This is a genomic window from Micromonospora yongxingensis, assembly GCF_052601155.1.
The window spans coordinates 469,495-491,826 of sequence record NZ_JBQXEO010000002.1 but is presented as its reverse complement, the minus strand read 5'-3'; the positions used below and the strand labels follow the sequence as shown (position 1 = coordinate 491,826).

21 protein-coding genes are annotated in these 22,332 nt (G+C 73.5%); 13 read left to right on the top strand and 8 right to left on the bottom strand.

Features of this window, described 5'->3' with window-relative positions:
• Nucleotides 1-46 precede the first annotated feature (46 nt).
• Nucleotides 47-3,703: a SpoIIE family protein phosphatase gene (locus tag ACTWLT_RS05455; RefSeq protein WP_445317376.1), complete on the top strand. Its 3,657-nt coding sequence runs from the start codon at nucleotides 47-49 to the stop codon at nucleotides 3,701-3,703.
• A gap of 57 nt (nucleotides 3,704-3,760) precedes the next feature.
• Here the strand turns inward: ACTWLT_RS05455 and ACTWLT_RS05450 are convergent, their stop codons facing one another.
• Nucleotides 3,761-4,075 carry an STAS domain-containing protein gene (locus ACTWLT_RS05450; protein ID WP_252416660.1) on the bottom strand — a complete coding sequence of 105 codons (315 nt, stop codon included), beginning with the start codon at nucleotides 4,073-4,075 and terminating at the stop codon, nucleotides 3,761-3,763.
• 95 nt (nucleotides 4,076-4,170) lie between these two features.
• Between ACTWLT_RS05450 and map the strand changes: the two genes are divergently transcribed.
• On the top strand, nucleotides 4,171-5,028 hold the full coding sequence (gene map / locus ACTWLT_RS05445; protein WP_252416659.1) for a type I methionyl aminopeptidase: 858 nt from the start codon (nucleotides 4,171-4,173) through the stop codon (nucleotides 5,026-5,028).
• A complete protein-coding gene (locus ACTWLT_RS05440) occupies nucleotides 5,025-5,738 on the top strand; it encodes a VIT1/CCC1 transporter family protein (RefSeq protein ID WP_445317375.1) in 714 nt (237 codons plus the stop codon). Before map ends, ACTWLT_RS05440 begins: the two co-directional genes overlap by 4 nt.
• Before the next feature lie 6 nt (nucleotides 5,739-5,744).
• Here ACTWLT_RS05440 and ACTWLT_RS05435 read toward each other — a convergent pair whose 3' ends face one another.
• From ACTWLT_RS05435 to ACTWLT_RS05405, 7 genes are all read right to left on the bottom strand, one after another.
• Nucleotides 5,745-6,482 (bottom strand): nucleotidyltransferase domain-containing protein, encoded by a 738-nt coding sequence (locus ACTWLT_RS05435; protein WP_445317374.1) that lies wholly within the window; start codon nucleotides 6,480-6,482, stop codon nucleotides 5,745-5,747.
• A gap of 88 nt (nucleotides 6,483-6,570) precedes the next feature.
• Nucleotides 6,571-7,071 (bottom strand): nitroreductase/quinone reductase family protein, encoded by a 501-nt coding sequence (locus ACTWLT_RS05430; RefSeq protein WP_445317373.1) that lies wholly within the window; start codon nucleotides 7,069-7,071, stop codon nucleotides 6,571-6,573.
• A 71-nt stretch (nucleotides 7,072-7,142) separates the two neighbouring features.
• Nucleotides 7,143-9,917 (bottom strand): FtsX-like permease family protein, encoded by a 2,775-nt coding sequence (locus ACTWLT_RS05425; RefSeq protein WP_445317372.1) that lies wholly within the window; start codon nucleotides 9,915-9,917, stop codon nucleotides 7,143-7,145.
• 11 nt (nucleotides 9,918-9,928) lie between these two features.
• Complete coding sequence (locus ACTWLT_RS05420) at nucleotides 9,929-10,663, bottom strand: ABC transporter ATP-binding protein (protein ID WP_445317371.1); 735 nt, start codon at nucleotides 10,661-10,663, stop codon at nucleotides 9,929-9,931.
• A complete protein-coding gene (locus tag ACTWLT_RS05415) occupies nucleotides 10,660-11,262 on the bottom strand; it encodes a PadR family transcriptional regulator (RefSeq protein WP_252416653.1) in 603 nt (200 codons plus the stop codon). The genes ACTWLT_RS05420 and ACTWLT_RS05415 overlap by 4 nt, the downstream gene beginning before the upstream one ends.
• 53 nt (nucleotides 11,263-11,315) lie before the next feature.
• Nucleotides 11,316-11,753 (bottom strand): ferritin-like domain-containing protein, encoded by a 438-nt coding sequence (locus ACTWLT_RS05410; protein ID WP_252416652.1) that lies wholly within the window; start codon nucleotides 11,751-11,753, stop codon nucleotides 11,316-11,318.
• Nucleotides 11,750-12,277 (bottom strand): hypothetical protein, encoded by a 528-nt coding sequence (locus tag ACTWLT_RS05405; RefSeq protein ID WP_445317370.1) that lies wholly within the window; start codon nucleotides 12,275-12,277, stop codon nucleotides 11,750-11,752. Before ACTWLT_RS05405 ends, ACTWLT_RS05410 begins: the two co-directional genes overlap by 4 nt.
• Nucleotides 12,278-12,431: 154 nt before the next feature.
• Here ACTWLT_RS05405 and rimP point away from each other — a divergent pair, with 154 nt between their 5' ends.
• The 10 genes from rimP to ACTWLT_RS05355 all read left to right on the top strand — a co-directional run bounded on the left by rimP (nucleotide 12,432) and on the right by ACTWLT_RS05355 (nucleotide 22,217).
• Complete coding sequence (gene rimP / locus ACTWLT_RS05400) at nucleotides 12,432-13,109, top strand: ribosome maturation factor RimP (RefSeq protein ID WP_445317369.1); 678 nt, start codon at nucleotides 12,432-12,434, stop codon at nucleotides 13,107-13,109.
• Entirely contained in the window at nucleotides 13,106-14,149 is a 1,044-nt protein-coding gene (gene nusA, locus ACTWLT_RS05395; RefSeq protein ID WP_445317368.1) for a transcription termination factor NusA, read from the top strand. The genes rimP and nusA overlap by 4 nt, the downstream gene beginning before the upstream one ends.
• A 16-nt stretch (nucleotides 14,150-14,165) precedes the next feature.
• A complete protein-coding gene (locus tag ACTWLT_RS05390) occupies nucleotides 14,166-14,498 on the top strand; it encodes a YlxR family protein (protein WP_252416648.1) in 333 nt (110 codons plus the stop codon).
• Between the two features lie 93 nt (nucleotides 14,499-14,591).
• Nucleotides 14,592-17,606: a translation initiation factor IF-2 gene (gene infB, locus ACTWLT_RS05385; protein WP_445317367.1), complete on the top strand. Its 3,015-nt coding sequence runs from the start codon at nucleotides 14,592-14,594 to the stop codon at nucleotides 17,604-17,606.
• Nucleotides 17,607-17,696: 90 nt separating this feature from the next.
• Entirely contained in the window at nucleotides 17,697-17,993 is a 297-nt protein-coding gene (locus ACTWLT_RS05380; RefSeq protein ID WP_252416646.1) for a DUF503 domain-containing protein, read from the top strand.
• Nucleotides 17,994-18,119: 126 nt separating this feature from the next.
• Nucleotides 18,120-18,605, top strand: a complete 486-nt coding sequence (rbfA, locus tag ACTWLT_RS05375) for a 30S ribosome-binding factor RbfA (protein ID WP_252416645.1) — start codon at nucleotides 18,120-18,122, stop codon at nucleotides 18,603-18,605.
• The gene (locus ACTWLT_RS05370) at nucleotides 18,602-19,660 is read left to right on the top strand and encodes a DHH family phosphoesterase (RefSeq protein WP_445317366.1); all 1,059 of its coding nucleotides are present in this window, start codon (nucleotides 18,602-18,604) and stop codon (nucleotides 19,658-19,660) included. The genes rbfA and ACTWLT_RS05370 overlap by 4 nt, the downstream gene beginning before the upstream one ends.
• 89 nt (nucleotides 19,661-19,749) lie before the next feature.
• Nucleotides 19,750-20,157 (top strand): hypothetical protein, encoded by a 408-nt coding sequence (locus ACTWLT_RS05365; protein WP_252416643.1) that lies wholly within the window; start codon nucleotides 19,750-19,752, stop codon nucleotides 20,155-20,157.
• A complete protein-coding gene (locus ACTWLT_RS05360) occupies nucleotides 20,157-20,366 on the top strand; it encodes a DUF6186 family protein (RefSeq protein WP_252416788.1) in 210 nt (69 codons plus the stop codon). Before ACTWLT_RS05365 ends, ACTWLT_RS05360 begins: the two co-directional genes overlap by 1 nt.
• Before the next feature lie 537 nt (nucleotides 20,367-20,903).
• A complete protein-coding gene (locus ACTWLT_RS05355) occupies nucleotides 20,904-22,217 on the top strand; it encodes an MATE family efflux transporter (RefSeq protein WP_445317365.1) in 1,314 nt (437 codons plus the stop codon).
• Nucleotides 22,218-22,332: the final 115 nt, after the last annotated feature.

The following is a 22,332-nucleotide window of genomic DNA, read 5'->3' as shown; positions in this document are numbered from 1 at the left end:
GGGTGAAGATCAACGGCTGGGGGGCACGGCCGGAGCGGGAGGCTTTATGAGCTCGGCCCTGGGGGGCGCGGACGCGGGGCACGTCCTCGCGGACGACAGCGAAATCCCCCCGCTGCTGACGGCAGCCTTCGCGGCCGGCGGCGAACTGGGCGAGCGGCTGAGCGGCCTCGACTGGTCCGCCGTCCCGCTGGGCGCGCCCGCTCGCTGGCCGGTGGCGCTCTCCAGCGCGGTCGGCATGATGCTCGCCTCCAGCGCGCAGATCGTTCTGTTCTGGGGCGACGACCAGCTCACCTTCTACAACGACGCCTACCGGCCGACGATCGGCAGCAAGCACCCGGACGTGCTGGGTCAACCGGCCCGGCTGCACTGGGCGGAGACATGGGAGGTGCTCGGCCCGCTTCTGGACGGGGTCCGGCGCACCGGGCAGTCCTACCGCGGCGAAGATCACCCCTTTCTGTTGGACCGGCACGGCTTCGTCGAACAGACCTACTTCGACGTCTCGTACGACCCGATCCGGGGCGCGGACGGCTCCGTCCACGGCGTCTACTGCATCGTCAACGAGACCACCGGGCGGGTGCTCGGTGAGCGCAGGCTGCGGGCGCTGGCCGAGTTGGGTAGCGAGTTGGCCGACGTGGGCAGCGCCGCCGAGCTGGGCCGGACCGCCGCCGAGGTGCTGAGCCGGCACCGGGCGGACGTGCCGTTCGCGCTGATCTACCTTGCCGACGACGAGGGCCGGTTCAGCCTGGCCGGCTCCGAGGGCACCGGATCGGCCGCCATCGAGATCGCCCCCGAGGTGCTGGCCCGGGTGGCCGACAGCGGCACGCCCGCCACGGTCGACGTGGCAGGGCTGCTCGACCCGCCGCCGGCCGACGCCGCCGGCCAGGCCCTCCTGCTGCCCATCACGGCCACCAACGAGCCGGTCGGCGTTCTGGTGGCCGGCGTGTCCCGCCGGCTGGCCCTCAGCGACGAGTACCGCAACTTCCTCGACCTCGTGGCCGCCCAGATCTCCCGCGCGGTGGGCGTGCAGCGGGCGTACGAGCAGGAGCGGGCCCGGGCTGCGGCACTGGCCGCGTTGGACCGGGCCAAGACCGACTTCTTCGCCAACGTCAGCCACGAGTTCCGTACCCCGTTGACCCTGGTGCTCGGTCCCCTGGAGGATCTGCTGGCCGACTCGGCGCTGCCCGCCGGCTACACCGATCGGCTCACGATGATGCACCGCAACGCGCTGCGTCTGCTCAAGCTGGTCAACACGGTCCTGGACTTCTCCCGGCTGGAGTCCGGCCGCCTGGCCGCGAGCTATCAGCCCACCGACCTGTCCGGCTACACCGCCCGGCTGGCCAGCACCTTCCGCTCGGCCACCGACCGGGCCGGGTTGCGACTGGTGGTGGACTGCCCGCCACTGCCGGCGCCCGTCTTCGTCGACCGGGACATGTGGGAAAAGGTCGTCCTCAACCTGATGTCGAACGCGGTGAAGTTCACCTTCGACGGCGAGATCCGGGTCCGGGTCGGGGTCGTCGACGGCGCCGCCCGGTTGGAGGTGACGGACACCGGCGTGGGGATCGTGCCGGCCGAGTTGCCGCACGTCTTCGAGCGGTTCCACCGCGTGCCGGGGGTGCGTTCCCGGACCCACGAGGGCACCGGGATCGGCCTGGCGCTGGTCCGGGAGCTGGTGGAGATGCACGGCGGCGAGGTCGGCGTGACCAGCCAGGTCGACGGGGGTAGCACGTTCACGGTGACCCTCCCGTTCGGATCGGCGCACCTGCCCGCGGACCGGGTGGCACCGTTCGGCCCGCAGCCGACGGGTGAGCCGGGACAGGCCCGGCTCTACGTCGCGGAGACCGCGCTGTGGGCCGACGGCGAGCTGCCGGAGGTCGCCGGCCAGGCGGCGGGCGCCGCTGCGGCCGGTCGGATCCTCGTCGTCGACGACAACGCGGACCTGCGCGAGCACGTCACCCGGTTGCTCTCCCCGACCTGGGAGGTGGTCACCGCGAGCGACGGGCTGGCGGCCCTGCCACTGGCCCGTGAGGGCGGGTTCGATCTGGTGCTCACCGACGTGATGATGCCCCGGCTGGACGGCTTCGGGCTGGTCGGCGCGCTGCGGGCGGACCCGCGCACCCGGCACGTGCCGATCGTGCTGCTCTCCGCCCGGGCCGGCTCCGCGGAGGCGGTCGCCGGTCTCTCCGCCGGCGCTGACGACTACCTGACCAAGCCGTTCTCCAGCCAGGAGCTGGTGGCCCGGGTCCGGGCCAACGTCGAGCTGGGCCAGCTGCGGGGTCAGATCATCCGCCGGCTCCGCGCGCTGGCCGACGCGGCGGTGGCGGTGAACACCGCCCGGTCCACCGCCGACGTGCTCCAGGTCGCCGCCCGGCACGCACTCAGCCTCGCCGAAGCCGCCCGGGTGGTGGTCGCCGCGACCGGGGCCCGAGCCGAGGCGGACGACGGCGGCACCAGCGCCACCGATCCGTCCTTCGTGGCCGAGCTGACCGGCACCACCGGCGAGCGGCTCGGGGAGTTGCGGGTCTGGCGGTCGACCCGCGACGACGCGCAGGCCGACGAGGCCGCGCTGACCCAACTGGCCAGGCTGGTGGGGGTACGGCTGGAGAACGCCCAGCTCTACGAGGCCGAACACCGCATCGCCACCACGTTGCAGCACAGCCTGCTGCCCCAGTCGTTGCCCCAGCTGCCCGGCGCGGTGGTGGCCAGCCGGTACCTGCCGGGCACCGCCGACGTCGAGGTCGGCGGCGACTGGTACGACGTCATCGCCCTGGAGGGCGAGGAGCTGGTGCTGGTCATCGGCGACGTGGTCGGCAAGGGCGTCCAGGCCGCCGCCGCGATGGGGCAGCTCCGCAACGGGCTGCGCGCGTACCTGCTGGAAGGCTTCGACCCGGGTGAGTCACTGACCCGGCTCAACCGGCTGGTCGGGTCCACCGACCGCCGCTCCTTCGCGACCGTGTTCTGCCTGGTGTTCAACCCCCGTACCGGGCGGTTGCGGTACGCCAGCGCCGGCCACCCGTCCCCGCTGCTGATCAGGGGAGGTCACGTGGCGTTCCTGCACGACCGGGCACTCGGCCCGCCGGTCGGCGCCATCCCCGACGCGACGTACCAGGCGGTCGAGGGGGAACTGCCCGCCGGCAGCCGGCTGCTGCTCTACACCGACGGCCTGATCGAGGACCGGCAGCTCGACATGGACGCCGCGCTGGCCCAGCTGCGGGCTGACGCGGCCACCCCCGGCGAGCACGTGGCGGACCTGGTCGACGCGGTCGTCGAACGGGTCGCCGGTCGCCCGCGTCGCGACGACGTGGCGGTGCTCGCCCTGGAGGCGGCCGAGCTGAACCGGTTCGCGTTGCGGCTGCCCGCGGACCCGACCCGGTTGAGCGTGCTGCGCAAGCGCCTGGAGGACTTCCTGGTCGCGCACGGGGTAGGCGAGACGGACCTGTTCGACCTGACCGTGGCGGTCTCCGAGGCCGCCGCGAACGCCATCGAGCACCCGATCCATCCCGCCGAGCCGGTGATCAGCGTGCAGGTGGCGATCGAGAACCGGACGGTGACCGCCACGGTGCGCGACAGCGGGCGGTGGCGGGAGTCGACCGGCGCCGGGTTCCGGGGGCGTGGGCTGACCCTGATCAAGGCGCTGGGTGACCTGACGGTACGGCGTACCGACGAGGGCACCGAGGTGACACTGCGCCGGCAGTTGCACGACTGACCGCCCGTCCGACGGCGGCCGGCACGGCCACGACCGGCCGCGCGGGTCGCGGGCGGCTCAGGGCGGGCTCAGCCAGCTCTGCTCGCCCAGGCCGGAGATGTCCAGCACCCGGCGGACCTGCCGGGACGGCAGCACGGTCAGCGTGCCGGAGAACTGCTGGGCGAGCCGGACCAGGGCGTGAATGGCGGCCGAATCGAAGAAGGTGACCGCGGTCAGGTCGAGCGTGATCCGCTCGGAGGGCTCCCGCAGGGCCGTTTGGAGCATGGTGTCAGCGGTGGCCATGTCGACCTCACCGGCGACAACCACCTGGAGGTGATCACCGTCGATCTCCGCGCTGGCGGAGAAGACGGGTGGTGCTCCCCCTTGATCCACGCAGACACCATGGCACAGCCGACCTGGCACGGCAACAACCGGTCCCGAGCGGCCGTGGCGCGGGTCACCAGCCGGCCCGGCGATAGGCTTGCGGCATGACCGTCCGTCCGCCGCTGACCCCAGGCACGCTCTCCCCGATGCGACCGGTGCCCACCCACATTCCCCGACCGGAGTACGTGGGCAAGAAGCGCCCCCAGGAGTGGCGTGGCTCGCACGTGCAGACGCCGGAGACCATCGAGAAGATGCGGATCGCCAGCCGGTTGGCCGCCCAGGCCACCCAGCTCGCCGGCGAGCACTGCAAGCCCGGCGTGACCACCGACGAGATCGACCGGGTGGTGCACGAGTTCCTCTGCGACCACGACGCGTACCCGTCGACGCTGGGCTACAAGGGTTTCCCCAAGTCGTGCTGCACCAGCCTCAACGAGGTCATCTGCCACGGCATCCCCGACTCCACGGTCCTCAAGGACGGCGACATCATCAACGTCGACGTCACCGCGTACATCGGTGGGGTGCACGGCGACACCGACGCCACCTTCTGCGTCGGTGAGGTCAGCGAGGAGGCCCGCCTGTTGGTCGAGCGGACCCACGAGGCGATGATGCGCGGCATCCGCGCCGTCGCCCCGGGCCGCCAGATCAACGTCGTGGGCCGGGTCATCGAGTCGTACGCCAAGCGGTTCGGCTACGGCGTCGTGCGTGACTTCACCGGCCACGGCATCGGCGAGACGTTCCACAGCGGGCTGTACGTGCCGCACTACGACAGCCCGCGCCCCACGGACCTGATGGAGCCGGGGATGACGTTCACCATCGAGCCGATGATCACGCTCGGCACCTACCAGTACGACATGTGGGACGACGGGTGGACCGTCGTCACCAAGGACCGGAAGTGGACCGCCCAGTTCGAGCACACCATCGTGGTGACCGACGACGGCCACGAGATCCTCACCCTGCCGTGACCGACACCCCTGCCGCCCTGCGCGAGGCGCACCACGCGGACGTCTCCGGCGGCTGGCTGCGCCCGGCCGTCTTCGGCGCGATGGACGGGCTGGTCACCAACATCGCCCTGATCGCCGGGGTCGGCGGCGGTGGTGTCTCACCGCGCAGCATCGTGCTGACCGGCAGCGCCGGTCTGGTGGCCGGAGCGATCTCCATGGGGCTCGGCGAGTACACCAGCGTGCGCTCGGCCAACGAGCAGGTCGCCGCCGAGGTGGCCAAGGAGCGGCGCGAACTGGAGCGGCACCCCGAGGCCGAGGCCCGCGAGCTGGCCGACGCGTGGGTCGCCCGCGGCCTCTCCCGGGACCTGGCGACCCAGGTCGCGGAGGCCGTACGGCGTGACCCGGAGGAGGCGCTGCGGGTGCACGTCCGCGAGGAGTTGGGCGTCGACCCCGACGACCAGCCCAGCCCGTGGGCGGCGGCGATCTCCTCGTTCCTGTTCTTCTCGGTGGGGGCGCTGGTCCCGCTGCTCACGTACCTGTTCGGCGCCACCGCGCTGTGGCCGGCGCTCGCCGTCGGCGGCCTCGGGCTGTTCGCCGCCGGCGCTGTCGTGGCCCGATTCACCAACCGACCCTGGTGGACCAGCGGGCTGCGCCAACTGCTGCTCGGAGCCGCCGCCGCCGGTGCCACCTACCTGGTCGGCACCCTGATCGGCGTGCACGGCGGGCTGTGACGACGGTCAGCCGGTGAGCAGCTCGTCGACCGTGCCGTCCACCGGGCGGCCCCGGGCGGCGAGTTCCTCGGCCTGCCGGGTGAGCACCAGCCCCACCTCGGTCATGTCCGCACCGGCCAGACCGGTGCGGCGCACCGCGTCCCCCGGGTCCCGGAAGTAGGTGCGGCTCAGCAGCCCGGTCACCGTGGCCGCCGCCAACCGCGCCTCGCCGAGCATCAGCAGCGCCTGGTCGGTCTCGTACCACTCGGCCAGCCGGGCGGCCCGCGCGTGCGCCGCGCTGCCCCGGTACCAGGCCTGCCGCGCCGCGGTGCTGAACTCCGCCGGCCGCGCCCGGGCCAGCCGGCCGAGGTGCTCGTCCCGCAGCGTCCGCAGCCAGCCGGTCGGGTCGTGCAGAGCCCGGGTGGTGACGTACCGGTCGGCGGTCAACGGCCAGAGCGGCGAAAGAACCCGGGCCTGCCCGAGGTAGTCCTCGGCGGCGGCCACGGTCAGGTCGACCAGCACCCCGTCCACCCGCCGGGTGGCCGGCGGCGGGCCGGTGCCCGGTCGGTAGGTGACCACCAGCATCCCCACCTCGCCGTCCCCGCCGCCGTCGTCGTCGCCGTGCGCCAGCGGGCCGTGCACCGCGACCGCGAACACGTCGGCGGGGAACCGCCGCCGGGCCGCCTCGGCGACCCGTTCCGCCACCGTCCACCGTCGATCGTCGAAGCCCCGGTCGACGTCGGCCGGCTCACTCCTCGCGCTCACCGGCCCGCCCTTTCGTTCGCGACTGCGGGGCTCGCAACACCGGCTTACTCCTCGCGCTCACGGGACCGCTTCGTGACTCAGCGTCAGACTAGCCAGCCGGTGGCGGGCTGTCCGGTGCGCCGCGCCCGGTCGGCACGAGCCGGAAGATGGGGATGTCCCGACCGCCGGCCCGCTGCACGTACGTGCGGTACGCCGGCCACTCGGTGACCAGGAGCGCCCACAGCCGGTCCCGTTCGACGCCGGTGGCCCGGTCGGCGCGCACCGGAACCCGCCGACCCTTGATGTCCACCTCGGCGGTCGGCTCGGCGAGCAGGTTCATCGCCCAGCCGGGTTGCTGGGTCTGCCCCCAGTTGGAGCCGATCACCACGTACGCGTCGCCGTCCGGCACGTAGAGCAGGGGATTGCTGCGTGGTCTGCCGGAGCGGCGGCCGGTGGTGGTGATCACCAGGGACGGGATCAGACCCAGCGCCACCACCCGGCCCCGGGTGAGCCGGCCGACCATCCGGTCGGCGGGGACCAGCAGGCGGGCGGCGGCGCCGAACCAGCGGTGGTGGCCGACTCGGCGGGTGAGGGTTCCCAGCACTGACACGCGCTCAGTCTGCCGGCTGCCGCCCCCCGACGGCACCCCCCGGCGGCCCGGTTCGGTGCCTGGGCGGCGGATCAGTCCAGTCGCCGCTCGATCGGCAGCCGGGCGCGGGTGAACAGGCCCGCGCCGAGCATCGCCACCATCGGGACCAGCACGAGGACGCCGAGCACCGGCCACGGCATCAGGAAGGGATACGGCTCGCTGAGGGGCCAGCTGGTGGCGTACCGGCGGTTGACGGAGAACAGCACGATCGCGGCGGTGCCCAGCCCGGCCACGATGCCGAGCACCGAGCCGAGACCGGCGATGACCCCCGCCTGGCAGATCGCCAGCAGCCGACGTACCGCCGGGGCCGCGCCGACGGCCGCGAGGGTGGACAGCTCGGCGCGCCCCTCGGCGGCGGCGAGAGCGGTGGCGATCCCGGCCGAACCCACCGTGATCAGGCCGGCCGCCGCGGCGAGCAACAGCAGCAGCGGTGAGACGTCGCGGGGGGCGGCGCCCTGCTCCACGATCACCGACAACGGCCCGGCGGACCGCAGCGCGGTGGTGAACCGCTCCTGCCGGTCCTGGTCCGGCGGCGCCGGGGTGCCGATCACCCAGCCGGTCGTCGACCAGCGCAGGCCGAGCTGTCGGGCGGCGGAGGGGGACAGCAGCATGCGGGGCTGCCCGATCGCCGCGGGCAGCGCGTACCCGGGCAGTTCGCCGACGGTGTCCGGCTGGTCGGGGCCGGCCTCCACCCGGCTCACCTGCACGGACACCAGGCCGTCGCGCAGGTAGCGCGGGTCGGTCACCACCACGCCCCCGGCGCGCAGCACCGCGGTGGCCTCGGCGGTCACCGCCGGGTCCGCGCCGGTGAGGATCGGCAGGGCGCTGCCGTCGTCCACCAGCGTCTCGACGTAGCCGCCGTAGTGGTCCGTGTCGTGCAGCCGGCAGCGCGGGTCGGCCCGGGCCTGCCGGCGCTCCGCTGCCGGGAGGTCGTCCCCCGGCAGCCAGGGGCAGGCCCGCTCCGGTGGCAACCCGGGCGCGACGTAGCAGTAGCCGGCCGAGTCGCCCTCCGGTGCGCACGTCACCGCCTGCACCGCGGCCACCGGACCGGCACCGAGCTGCGCCCGAGCCGCGGCGGTGACCTCGGCCAGCGTGGGTCGGGGCAGCGGTGTCGGGGCGACCGGGTTGACCAGCACGTGCCCCGTCGGCAGCACCGGCTGGTAGGCGCGCGCGTCGCGGGCACCGTCGCTGGCCAGGTATCCGCCGAGCGCGACGCTGCTGGCCACCGCCGCCATCACGGCGCAGATCGCCGGTGCGGCGGCCGCCCGGTTGCGGCTGGCGTCGCGCAGCGCGATCCGGGGCGCCAGCGGCAGCACCCGGCCGAGTCGGGCGAGCGCGCCGATCAGCGTGGGGGTGCAGCAGACCAGGCCCAGTTCGCCGAGGATCAGACCGGTCAGAATCACCGCCGGTGAGGTCCGGGTCGCCCCGAAGGCCGCGAGTGCCGCCCCGCCGGCCACCAGAGCCAGCCCCAGGGCCAGCCACCGGCCTCGGGGCGGGGGTGGGGTGCGTCGCCCGGCGAGTCCGGCGAGGACGTCCTGCCGGGCGGCCGTCCACGCCGGTGCGAGCGCGGCGAGCACCCCGGTCAGCACCGCGACCCCACCGAGCAGCAGCAGCGCCGACGGCCAGCAGCGGTACCCGCCGAAGCGGGCGCCGAAGACGTACTGCTCCACCAGTGGACGGCTGGCGAACGCCGCGCCGACGCCGAGAACCAGCCCGGCGGCGGCACCCAGCACACCCAGTACCACGCCGTCGGCGAGCACGACCCGACGCAGCTGGGCGGCGTCGCCGCCGGCGACCGCGACCAGCGCCAGGTCCCGCCGCCGCCGGCGGACGCCGACCGCGAAGGCCGGCCCGACGAGCAGCACCACCTCCAGCAGCCCGAGGCCGGCGATCAGTACGCCGGTGCTCAGGTCCGTGGTGTCGCCCGGTCGGATGGACCCGAACCACGTCCGGGACGATCGCGCCGTCGGCGTCGTCGGGTGGCGCGGGGTGACCACCACGCCGTGCTCGTTGAGCCGGGACACCAGTGCGGCGTCGACGGTGCCGCGCACGTCGACCAGCCAGCTGCTCTCCAGCGGTGCATCGTTTCGTGGCACGGCGCCCGGGTGCAGCGCCACCACCGGGCCGAGGTCGTCGGGAAACTCGACCAACCCGACCACGGTGTACGCCCGCGTCCGGTCGGCGGTGACCAGGGCGTCACCCAGGCGCAGGTCGAGGCGCCGCGACGCATCCGGACTCACGGCGACCTCGCCGGGCTGCCGGGGCGCCCGCCCGGCCTGGAAACGCACCAACCCGCGGGCCAACGGGTCGGTGAGGTCCAGCACCCGTCCTTCGACGTTCTCGTCGCGCTCCGGGCCTCGGACCGTCAGGGGGAGCCGCGCGCGTATCTCGGTGACGCGGCTGCCCGGGCCGAGCAGCGTGGTCAGCTCGGCGGCGGTGGTCACGCGGCCGGTCGCCGGGTGGTCGCTGTCGCGGGAGTACCAGGAGTCGCCCCACCCGTCCTGTCCGACCGGGGTGTCGGCGAGCCACCGCAACTCCGCGTCGGCGACGCCGAGCTGGCGGTCGACCCGCTCCTGCGGGGTCAGCTCGGCCATGTCGTAGCTCGCGGCCAGGAAGGCCAGCACCAGCACCGGCAGGGCGATCATGGCCAGCACCAGGGCGGTCCGCTTGCGGGACCGTCGCGACTCCCGCCGGGCGATCCGCAGCGCCGCCCGCCAGGAGCCGGTCAGCTCGGCCCACCGCCTCCGGCCCGGGGGTACGGGCGGCGGGACCGCCGGGACGTCGGTGCGCCCGATGGCACGCGACACCCGGCGGATGGTCACCGGTCGCTTCCGGACAGCAGTTGCTCGACGCTGCCCAGCGGTGCCGTCGTGTCGACCAGCACTCCGTCGCGCAGGAACACCACCCGGTCGGCCCAGCCGGCATGCCGCGCCTCGTGGGTGACCAGGACGCCGGCGGCTCCCGCGTCGACCCGGCGGCGCAGCAGATGCAGTACGGCCTCGCCGGTCTGCGAGTCCAACGCCCCGGTCGGCTCGTCGGCGAGCACCAGCCGCCGATCGCCGACCAGCGCGCGGGCGATGGCCACCCGCTGCTGCTGCCCGCCGGAGAGCTGGTCGGGGAAGCGGTCACCCAGCGCCGGCAGACCCACCTCGGCCAGCGCGGCCAGGGCCGCCGAGCGGGCCCGCCGGCCGCCGGCGCCGTCGAGCTCCAGCGGGAGTGCGACGTTCTCCACCGCGCTCAGGCTGCCCAACAGGTTGAGCTGCTGGAAGATGTAGCCGATCCGTCGGCGGCGCAGCTGGGCCAGCCCTCGGCGGTCCAGCGCCCCCAACGGCTGCCCCTCGACCCGGACCTCGCCCCGGGTCGGGCGGTCCAGCCCGCCGGCCAGGGCCAGCAGCGTCGACTTGCCGGAACCGGACGGACCCATCACGGCGACCAGCTCACCCGGCCGGACGACCAGGCTGACGCCGCGCAGCGCGTGCACCGCCGCCGGCCCGGCCCCGTGGGTGCGGTGGACGGCGCGAAGCTCCAGCACCGCGTCGTCCGTTCCGCTCACCGTCGCGCCTCCTCGTCGGCCCACCGCGCCGCGTCGGACGCGTCCGCGTCACCCGGCCTGGGTGCGGGCGGCGCGGGGACGCCGGGCTGGTGCCGGACCAGACTGGTCTCGCAGTGGTCCAGCCAGCGCACCTCCGCCTCGGCCTGGAAGACCATCGAGTCCAGTACGAGTCGCCAGGGCAGGTCCTCCGGCCGGTCGCTGCGGTACTTCAACCGGGTCAACTCCTGCAACGCCCGCATCGTCGCGCTGCGCTGCGCCTGGACCACCGAGCGGACGTCCACGCCGGGGGTGGTCAACGCCAGCGCCAACTTGATCGCCAGCTCGTCGCGGGGCCGGTCGGTGCGGCTGATCGGGGTGGCGAACCACAGTGCCAGGTCCGCCCGGCCGGCGTCGGTGATCTCGTACGGGCGTTGCCCGGCCTCGCTCTCCGGCAGCGGGCGCACCAGACCGTCCCGCTCCAGGCGGGAGAGCGTGGTGTAGACCTGCCCGATGTTCAGCGGCCAGGTCGAGCCCGTCGACTCCTCGAACGCGGCGCGCAGCTGGTAGCCGTACATCTGGCCGCGTTCGAGCAGGGCGAGCAACCCGTGACGGATGGACATGGCAACGGAGTATGCATACCTGGTATGGCGCTCCGCAACCGGAGCGCACCGGCTCAGGCCGGGCGGCCGGGAAACGCGACAGTTTGCGGTGTCAGCCCCGCCGTCTTCCGCCACCGGGTGGCGCGCACGGCGTACTCGACCAGGGCGGCCAGCGCCTGGTCCCGGTCGGCGCCGGTCGTGGACGCCAGCGCCGCCCGCCAGTGCGCGGCGGTGCGCTCCTCCACCTCGACGGCCAGCCGCAACGCGCTCGCCCGGTCGGTGACCGGGAACGGCAGCGCGTACCCGGCCCGGTCCGGCGGCACACTGCCTCCGCTGGTGCTGAGCTGCACCACCAGGGCGTCGCGCCGGCGCCGGTGCGCGGCCTCCGCCTGACGTGCGGCGTCCCGCGCCGCCCCGCTGAGCCGGACGCCGATCCGCCCGTAGGCGTAGATGGCCGCGTACTCGGCGGAGAGGGCGGCGGCGAGCGCCTCCCCGGCGGATGGCTGCCTCACTTGAGTGCCTCCTGGTGGGTCGCGCGGGCGGCGACGATCGACCCGAGCAGCTCCGCTCGTTCGGCCGGTGCCGCCGCGCAGGCGAGGGTCGCGGACTTCTGGCCGGTCTTCTCCAGCGTCCGGAGGGCGGCCAGCGCGGCGGCGGGGGTGGCGGCCGGGGCGGTGGTCGGAGTGGCGGCGGGTGGCGACGGCAACGCGACGCCGATCACCCGGGCCAGTTCGGTGGCGTGCGCGGTGTGTGCCTCGGCGATCGGGCCGAGCCGGTCGGCCAGTTCGGGGTGCGCCGTCGCGGCGGCCTGGTGTGCCGCGGCCAGCCCGAGCGACTCGTCCACCATCGGTCGCAGCGGGTCGGGTGGCGGCGACGGCTCGTCGTCACGGTCGAAAAGATCACAGCCGGTCAGCGGTGCCGCGGCGCCGCCGAGTGCCAGCAGTGTCCCGACGCGCAGGAGCTTTCGCCGGGTATGTCCGGATGCCTGGTCGCGCTGTGTCGTTCTGCCGATCCCCACCGGGCAAGTCAACACCATCTGCGCCGATCCAGGGGCCACCGGCGTCGGTGCGCCGCCCGGCCCGACAGCGGGCAGGCGCGTTACGCTCTGCGCAACCACCGGCGCGTCCGCTCCGGTGGCGCGCCGGCATGGCGGGACGACCGTCGCCGTCGACCAGGGAAAGGGTGCGGAGATGACGCAGCGTGGCCGTGCCACCAGGTCGACGGACCGACCCCGCAGTGGTGCGGGTCCCCGCGGCGGTGATCTCGCCGCGCGGCGTACCCGGTTGCGGGCCGTGATCGAACCCGTCGTCAACGGCGTGGGCTACGACCTGGAGGACCTGACGGTCTCCCGGGCCGGCCGCCGGCACGTGGTGCGGGTGATCGTGGACGCCGACGGCGGGATCGACCTGGACGCCGTGGCCGAGGTCTCCCGTGCGGTCTCGACCGCGCTGGACGCCGCGGAGGAGACCGGCGGCGACATCGTCGCCGGGGAGTACCAGTTGGAGGTCAGCTCGCCGGGCGTGGACCGGCCGCTCACCCTGCCCCGGCACTGGCGGCGCAACGTGGGCCGGCTGGTCAAGGTCACCGTGCGGGGCGCGGCCGTGCTGCCGGACCAGCGCGGGGAGCAGCCCACCGGCGACCGTCAGCTGACCGGCCGCGTGGTCGCCGCCGACGACGAGGGCATCCAGCTCGAGACCGACGACGGCCGGGCCTCCTGGGCGTACGCCCAGCTCGGCCCGGGACGGGTGCAGGTCGAGTTCACCCGGCTCGCCGAGCTGGGTGAGCCGGACGAGTTCGACGACGCGGACGACATTGACGATTCAGACGACATCGACGACGAAGATGATGTGGAGGACGAGGAGAGGTGAACATCGACCTCGCGGCGCTGCGCGCACTCGAGCGCGAGCGGGAGATCCCGTTCGACACGATTCTCGCGGCGATCGAGACCGCGTTGCTGACCGCCTACCGGCACACCGACGGTGCCGAGCCGCACGCCCGGGTGGAGATCGACCGCAAGTCGGGCGCCGCCCTGGTGTACGCGCAGGAGATGGACTCCGACGGCAGTCTGGTGCGGGAGTGGGACGACACTCCCCACGACTTCGGCCGGATCGCCGCCATGACCGCCAAGCAGGTGATCCTCCAGCGGCTGCGGGAGGCCACCGACGAGGTGCACTTCGGCGAGTACGTCGGCCGCGAGGGTGACCTGGTCACCGGCGTGGTGCAGGCGCACGAGACGCGGACCGAGAAGGGCATCGTCAGCGTCGACCTGGGCAAGCTGGAGGGCGTGCTGCCGCAGTCCGAGCAGGTGCCCGGCGAGCGGTACGTGCACGGCGAGCGGGTCCGCTGCGTGGTGGTGCACGTGGCCAAGGGCATGCGTGGTCCGCAGATCACCCTGTCCCGGTCGCACCCGGCGCTGGTGAAGAAGCTGTTCGCGCTGGAGGTGCCGGAGATCGCCGACGGCACGGTGGAGATCGGCGCGATCGCCCGTGAGGCAGGTCACCGCACCAAGATCGCCGTACGCTCCACGACCCCCGGGGTGAACGCCAAGGGCGCCTGCATCGGCCCGATGGGCCAGCGGGTGCGCGCCGTGATGAGCGAGCTGCACGGTGAGAAGATCGACATCATCGACTGGTCGGACGACCCGGCCACCTTCGTCGGCAACGCGCTGTCGCCGGCCAAGGCGCTGCGGGTCGAGGTGGTTGATCTCGCCACCCGGACCGCCCGGGTGACCGTTCCGGACTTCCAGCTTTCTCTCGCCATCGGTCGGGAGGGGCAGAATGCCCGCCTCGCGGCCCGCTTGACCGGTTGGCGGATCGACATCCGCTCCGACGCTGAGCAGACCAGCCCCGCCGCACGCGAGGCTGCTGATCACGTGCGGGAGCCGGGCGGCGCGATCTCGGGCAGCTAGGGGTAGACTTCCTCCAGTGGTACGACGCGCGCAGCCGGAGCGCACCTGTGTGGGTTGCCGGCAACGTGCGCCGGCCAGCGAATTGCTGCGGGTCGTAGCGATCAGGGACGAGGCTGGTCACAGCCTTATTCCTGATCCGTTCCGCAGGCTGCCGGGTCGGGGAGCGAACATGCACCCGGATCCGGCCTGCTTCGCGCTGGCAGTGCGGCGTCGCGCCTTCGGGCGTGCGTTGCGCATCACCGAGGTCCTCGACCACGGTGCGCTGGCGGAACACGTCGATGCGCCAACCACTACGTCCGGTCAGCCCGACCGGGCGAGGGTCGCTAGCAGGGTAGGACGACCGACATGAGCACACGATGAAGTCCCTGAAATGACCAGGCTTCAAGTGCACGAGTGAGGTCGCTGCGGGTGCTGCCCGCACGACCTCGGAGTGAGGAGTGCAGTGGCAGGCAAGGCCCGCGTACACGAGCTTGCAAAAGAGCTCGGGGTCGAGAGTAAGACCGTTCTCGCCAAGCTGAAGGAAATGGGCGAGTTCGTGAAGTCCGCGTCCAGCACCGTCGAGGCGCCCGTCGCCCGGCGGCTGCGTAACGCATTCGTCGCGTCCGCCGGTACTCCGGCGCCGGCCGCCCCGTCGGCGCCCGCGCCGGCACCGGCCTCGACCCCGACGCCGTCTCCGACCCCGGGCGCGCCCCGGGCCTCGGTCTCGGCCAAGCCGATGCCGCCGCGGCGGCCGTCGGCCCCGGCCCCGGGTCCGAAGCCCAAGGGTCCGGTTCCCGGTGCACCGCAGCCGTCGGCCCCGGTCGCCAAGCCGGCGAGTGCCCACGACATCGAGGTGGCGGCCGCGGAGGCGCGTGCCGCCGCGCTGAAGGCTGAGCAGGAGGCCGCGGTCAAGGCCGCGCAGGCCGCCCGCCAGCAGCAGCGGGACAACGTCCGCCGGGAGCCTCCGGCCGACGGTAACCGTCCCGGTCCCGGCCCTCGGCCGGGTCCCACGGCGATGCCGCCCCGTCCCGGTTCGCCGGCCGCTCGTCCGAGCACGCCGGCCCCGGGTCCTGGTGCCCGACCGGGCGGTCGCCCGCCGGCGCGCGGCGCCGGTAACAACCCGTTCGGCATCCAGGGTGGCCAGCAGCGGCCGCCGGCCGCGGGCGCGGGTGGCCCCCGGCCCAGCCCGGCGGGCATGCCGCCGCGGCCGAGCCCGAACTCCATGCCGCCGCGGCCCAGCCCGGCGTCCATGCCGAGCCAGCGTCCGGCTGCCGGTCGCCCCGGCCCCGGTGGTGCTGGTCGTCCCGGTGGCGGCGCAGGTCGTCCCGGTGGCGGCGGCGGCGGTGGTTTCCGTGGCGGTCCCGGCGGTGGCGCCGGTGGCGGCGGCGGTTACCGCGGTGGCCCCGGTGGCGGCGCGGGTGCCGGCGGTGGCGGTGGCTACCGTGGCGGTCCCGGCGGCGGCGGTGGTGCTCCCGGTGGCGGTTTCCGTCCGGGTGCTCCGTCCGGTGGCGGTGGTCGTCCGGGTGCCGGTGGTCGTGGCCGTGGCGGTGGCGCCGCGGGTGCCTTCGGGCGTCCGGGTGGCCGGCCGACGCGCGGTCGCAAGTCCAAGAAGCAGCGCAGACAGGAGTTCGACAACCTGTCGGCTCCGACCATGAGCTCGGGTGCTCCCCGGGGTCAGGGTCAGGTCGTCCGGCTCTCCCGTGGCGCCTCGCTGTCGGACTTCGCCGACAAGATCAACGCCAACCCGGGTTCGCTGGTCCAGGAGATGTTCAACCTGGGCGAGATGGTCACCGCGACCCAGTCCTGCTCGGACGACACCCTGCAGCTGCTGGGTGAGCACCTCGGCTTCGACATCCAGATCGTGAGCCCGGAGGACGAGGACCGCGAGCTGCTCGCGCAGTTCAACATCGACCTCGACGCGGAGGTGGCCGAGGAGCGTCTGGTCAGCCGTGCGCCGGTGGTGACCGTCATGGGTCACGTCGACCACGGTAAGACCAAGCTGCTCGACGCGATCCGCAAGGCGAACGTCGTGGCCGGCGAGGCGGGTGGCATCACCCAGCACATCGGTGCCTACCAGGTCCACGTCCCGCACGAGGGCGAGGACCGCGCGGTGACCTTCATCGACACCCCGGGTCACGAGGCGTTCACCGCCATGCGTGCTCGTGGTGCCCAGGTGACGGACATCGTGATCCTGGTGGTCGCGGCCGACGACGGCGTGATGCCGCAGACCATCGAGGCGTTGAACCACGCCAAGGCGGCCGACGTGCCGATCGTGGTCGCGGTCAACAAGGTCGACAAGCCGGAGGCCAACCCGGACAAGGTCCGCCAGCAGCTGACCGAGTACGGCCTGGTCGCCGAGGAGTACGGCGGCGAGACCATGTTCGTCAACGTGGCAGCCAAGCCGGGCATCGGCATCGAGGAGCTTCTCGAGGCTGTCCTGCTGACCGCCGACGCGTCGCTGGAGCTGACCGCTCCGATCGACGGGCCGGCGCAGGGTGTGGCCATCGAGGCGCACCTGGACAAGGGCCGCGGTGCGGTGGCGACGGTGCTGGTGCAGAAGGGCACCCTGCGGGCGGGCGACTCGATCGTCGCCGGCGGGGCCCACGGCCGGGTCCGGGCCATGCTCGACGAGAACGGCAACCAGGTCGCCGAGGCCGGGCCGGCGCGTCCGGTCATGGTCCTGGGTCTGACCGCGCCGCCCGGCGCGGGTGACACGTTCCTCGCCGCGGCGGACGACCGTACGGTGCGGCAGATCGCCGAGCAGCGCCAGGCACGGCGACGGGCGGCGGCATTCGCCAACTCCCGTGGTCGGGCCACCCTCGAGACGCTCATGGAGCAGCTCAAGGAGGGCGAGAAGACGTCGCTCAACCTCATCCTCAAGGGCGATGTCTCCGGTTCGGTGGAGGCCCTCGAGGACGCGCTGTTCAACCTCGACATCCCCGAGGAGGTCCAGCTCAAGGTCCTCGACCGGGGCGTCGGCGCGATCACCGAGAGCAACGTCATGCTCGCGAGCGCCTCGTCCGAGCCGGTCACGATCATCGGGTTCAACGTGCGGGCCTCGAACAAGGTCCGTGAGATGGCCGACCGCGAGGGCGTGGAGATCCGGTACTACACCGTCATCTACCAGGCCATCGAGGAGATCGAGGCTGCGCTCAAGGGCCTGCTCAAGCCGGAGTACGAGGAGGTCGAGCTGGGCAGCGCGGAGATCCGCGACGTCTTCCGCTCATCCAAGATCGGCAACATCTCCGGTTGTATCGTCCGGTCGGGTGTCATCCGGCGCAACGCGAAGGCGCGCCTGCTGCGGGACGGGACGGTCGTGGCGGACAACCTCACGATCACCTCGTTGAAGCGGTTCAAGGACGACGCCACGGAGGTCCGCGAGGGCTTCGAGTGTGGTCTGACCCTGGGTGGTTACAACAACGTCCAGGTCGGCGACGTCATCGAGACGTTCGAGATGCGGGAGAAGGTTCGCGCCTGATCCGGCAGTGACACGCTGATCAAGGGGTTTACGCCGACCGGCGTAAACCCCTTGATCATGCGGGGCGGGTTCCCGGTATCGTCCAGGGCGATGTTCACTGGAACCGCGGTCTTCGACCTGCTGCTGCCCGGCGACTCCCGGTCGCTCAAGGCCAAGAGATCATATGTACGGCCGATCGTGGCGGCGCTGCGCCGCTTCGAGGTGTCGGCCGCCGAGGTGGGAGCGCTCGACCTGCACGGGCGAGCGCAGATAGCGGTGGCCGTGGTGGCCGCCGAGGCGGCGCACGTCCGCGAGGTGCTGGACTCCTGCGAGCGCCTGGTGGCGGGTCGGCCCGAGGTCGAGCTGCTGTCGGTCGGGCGCCGGCTGTACGGCGGGGACGACGACTGACCGGGGTGCCGGCTGTGCCGAGGCCCCGGACGGGCCGCGAAGGTAGTGTTCGAGATGTTGGCCGGTCGGCTGGCGCCCCACGGGTCGCCGGGTCGGCCGGGAGCAGGACGCCGTGGAGGTGGCGAGATGTCTGATCCGGCCAAGGTACGCCGGCACGCGGAACGGGTGCGTGAGCTGGTCGCGTCGGTGGTGCGGAGCCAGATCAAGGACCCGCGGCTCGGCATGATCACCATCACCGACGCCCGGATCACCGCCGACCTGCGTGACGCGACGGTCTTCTACACGGTGCTCGGCGACGCGGCCGCCCAGGCGGGCACCGCGGCAGCGTTGGAGAGCGCCAAGGGCCTGCTGCGCAGCACGGTCGGCAAGGCGCTCGGGTTGCGGCACTCGCCGACCCTCACCTTCGTCCTGGACGACGTCCAGGACCAGGTCAAGCACATCGACGATCTGCTCGCCGCGGCCCGTAACGCCGACGCCGAGGTGCAGCGGCTCGCCGCCCAGGCGGAGTACGCGGGCGAGCCGCAGCCGTACCGCGTCGACGACGACGAGGCCGACGAGACCGACGAGGCCACCGACGCGGACGAGACCCCCCGGGGTGGGGAAGCGCGGTGACCGGCACCGCCGGCGCTGAACTCGACAGGACGGTCGGCGCCGGCCCCACCGGTGCGGACTGGGCCGCGGCCGAGGCGTTGCTCCGTGCGCTTCCGCCGACGGCCCGGGTGCTGCTGATCTGCCACGTCAACCCGGACGGCGACGCGCTGGGCAGCATGCTCGGCTTCGGTCTGGGCCTGCGTCAGTTCGGCGTACACCGGTTGCAGGCGACCTTTCCCGGGCCACCGGAGGTGCCCGAGCCGTTCCGTGGGCTTCCGGGGCTGGATCTGCTGGTCCCGGCGGGTGCCGCCGACGCCGATCCGGACCTGGTGATCTGCTTCGACGCGGCGAGTGAGTCGCGTCTCGGCGAGTTGGCGGGACGGTTGTCGTCGGCCGGTGCGGCGCTGGTGCTCGACCACCACGCCTCCAACGCCGGCTTCGGCACGGTCAACCTGATCGACCCGACCGCCGCGGCGACGTCGGTGGTGGCCGAGCACCTGCTGGCCCGGCTCGGCGTGACGCTGGATCCGGCCATCGCCGAGTGCCTGTACGTGGCGTTGACCACGGACACGGGCTCGTTCCGGTTCGAGGCGACGACCCCGGCGGTGCACCAGCTGGCCGCCCGGCTGCTGGCCACCGGCATCTCGCCCGGCGACATCTCCCGTCGGGTCTTCGACACCCGGCCCTTCGGCGCGGTCCGGCTCTTCGGCGAGGTGCTGGGTCGTGCCCGGCTGGAACCGGCCGCGGCCGACGGTCGAGGGCTGGTGTGGACCTTCGCCACCCTGGACGACCTCGCCCGGCACGACCAGCGGCCGTACGTGCTGGAGGCGCTGATCGACTCGGTGCGGTGCACCGCCGAGGCGGACGTGAGTTGCGTGCTGAAGGAGACCGTGCCCGGCCAGTGGGCCGTGTCGATGCGCAGCAAGGGCGCGGTCGACGTCAGCCGGGTGGCGGTCGTGCTGGGCGGCGGTGGCCACCGGTTCGCCGCCGGGTTCACTGGTCGGGGCACGGCCGAGCAGGTGGTCGAGGCGATCCGCGGCCAGCTCGACGCGGCATTGATCCATCCCGACGCCTGACCTCGGCGCGTCGACCCGCAGGAAGATCAGGGTCAACTCCGGGGAGTGTTGGTCTTCCCGCGTTCCGTGGGACCGGGAAGAATTGCGGGATGGAGCAGCCGCACGACCTCACCGTGGAGGCCCCCCGCACCTGGGACCGGCCTGCCGTCTCCGTGCCAGTCCTCGTCTGCCTGTCGCTCGTCGGTGGCCGGTTCGCGTCGTTCTCCACCGAAGCCAATCTTTACACCCTCGGCACCGGCGGCGTGCTGATCTGGCTCGGTCTCAGCAATCGGGTGGCTCGCCGCCCGGCGCCGCGCCGGTTGGGCGCGGGCGCGGCCTGGTGGGCACTGCCCGTGGTGGTCTTCGGGGTCTTCGAGGGCGTCACCTTCGTGCTCGCGGTGGGCGACGACTTCCCCACCTTCTCCCGGCTGGCTGATCCCCTGTTGGAGGACCAGCTCACCCGGTCGGCGGCCTGGTTCGCCTGGCTGGCCGCGTTCTGGGGGTTGGTGCGGCGATGATGCGGGCACTGGCGATCGGCGGTTTCGTCGCCGCGCTGGCACTGTTCGCCGTGGTCGAGTGGCTGGCACGGCGGGAGGGTTCCCGCATCCCCACGCTCGGTGAGGTCTGCGCGTACGTGATGCGCTACGAGGTGGGTCCCGTGCCGGTGGGCCGGATCGGTCTGTTCGGCTTCTGGTGGTGGCTGGGCTGGCACTTCCTGGCCCGCTGAGTCGGGTCCCGGGCTGTCCAGATGGCGGGAACCCTGAGCAGTATGTGGACCTGAACGATAACTTGGGAGACGGCCGGCACCGCGTTGCGGTGCAGGTCATGGGCGGTGGTGCCACACCTCGCGCCGCCTCCCTCCAGGGTCGGACCGACCCGGGCTCACGCTGCCCGACCGGCTGCTCCGGTAACCCCGGACCGCCGTGGGGCGCTCAGCACGACCGCCCGTGAGGGCCGCCGCGTGCCGGTGGCTCGCACCCTGGAAGGAGCGCCACCATGCCGAACAAGCCCAAGCCGGAGACCACCGCCGACGACGCCCGCGAGCAGGCCCGCCGCGCGCTGCAGACGTCGATGGACACCCGCCAGTGACCCGACCCGTCCGGCGGTGACGCCGCAGACGGCCCCCGTCGACCGCGTCACCGCCCGACCGGCCGTGGGCCACCGCGTCCACCCACCGATTCCACCCCGCCCGATGGGGCAGCGCCACCGGTAAGCGCTGACCATCCTTGCGATCCTTACCAGGCCCGTGACAGGATCGCCGGCGATGGACACCAGCACGCTGACCGCGTCCCCCCGCCGGATCGCCGGCCTCGCCCTGCCCGCGCTCGTGGTGCTCGCCGCCGAGCCGCTCTACGTGCTGGTCGACACGGCCGTGGTCGGTCACCTCGGCCGGGTGCCGCTCGCCGCGCTCGCCGTCGGCGGCACGGTCATGACACTCACCGCGTGGCTGGGCACCGTGGTCGCGTACGGCACCACCGGGCGGTCGGCCCGCCGCTTCGGCGCCGGCGACCGGGCGGCAGCGGTGGCCGAGGGCGTCCAGTCGTCCTGGCTCGCGTTCGGCGTCGGGCTGCTGGTCGCCATCGGCATGCAGATCGGCGGGGGAGCGCTGGCTCGTACCCTCGCCGGAGGTGGTGGCGAGGTGGCCGACGCCGCGGCGCAGTGGCTGCGGATCGCGGCGCTCGGCGCGCCCGGCCTGCTGCTCGCCGCCGCCGGCAACGGCTGGCTGCGCGGAGTGCAGGACACCCGCCGCCCGCTGGCCTTCGTGCTCGGCCCCAACCTGCTCTCCGCGGTGCTCTGCCCGCTGCTGGTCTATCCCCTCGGGCTCGGCCTGGTCGGTTCGGCGGTGGCCAACGTGGTCGCGCAGACGCTCTCCGGGGTGCTCTTCGCCGGGGCGCTGGTCGCCGAGCGCGTGTCGCTGCGACCCCGGCCCCGGCTGATCCGCCAGCAGTTGGTACTCAGCCGGGACCTGTTGATCCGCGGCCTGGCGTTCCAGGCCAGCTTCCTGTCCGCGACCGCGGTCGCCGCCCGCTTCGGCGCCGCCGCCGTCGGCGCCCACCAGATCGCCCTGCAACTGTGGTTCTTCACCGCGTTGGTGCTCGACGCGCTGGCCATCGCGGCGCAGTCCCTGGTGGGCGCCGCCCTCGGGGCCGGCGACGAGGAGGGCGCCCGGGCGCTGGCCCGCCGGATCGGCGTGCTCGGCGGCATCTGCGGCGTCGGCTTCGCGCTGGTCATCGCCGCCGGCACCGGCGTCGTGCCGTCGTGGTTCAGCTCCGATCCCGGGGTACGCGAGCAGGCCATGGTCGCCTGGCCCTGGTTCGTCGCCATGCAGCCGCTGGCCGGGGTGGTGTTCGCGCTCGACGGCGTGCTGATCGGCGCCGGCGACGTGCGTTACCTGCGCAACCTCACCATCGTGGCGGCACTCGGCGGCTTCCTGCCGGCCATCTGGCTGGCGTACGGACTCGACCTCGGGCTCGGCGGCATCTGGGCCGGGCTCACCCTGTTCGTGGTGATCCGTCTGGTCGCCCTGCTGCTGCGGCTGCGCACCGGCCGCTGGGCGGTGGTCGGCGCGACCCGCTGAGGGTCCTCTCCGACAGCCCCGGTGCGACGTGCCGACATCCGTCCCGCTCCCGCGCCGTCCGTCAGCCGAGCACGCCCAGACATCTGTCCGTCCGGGGCATCTGGCAGGCTTGGCC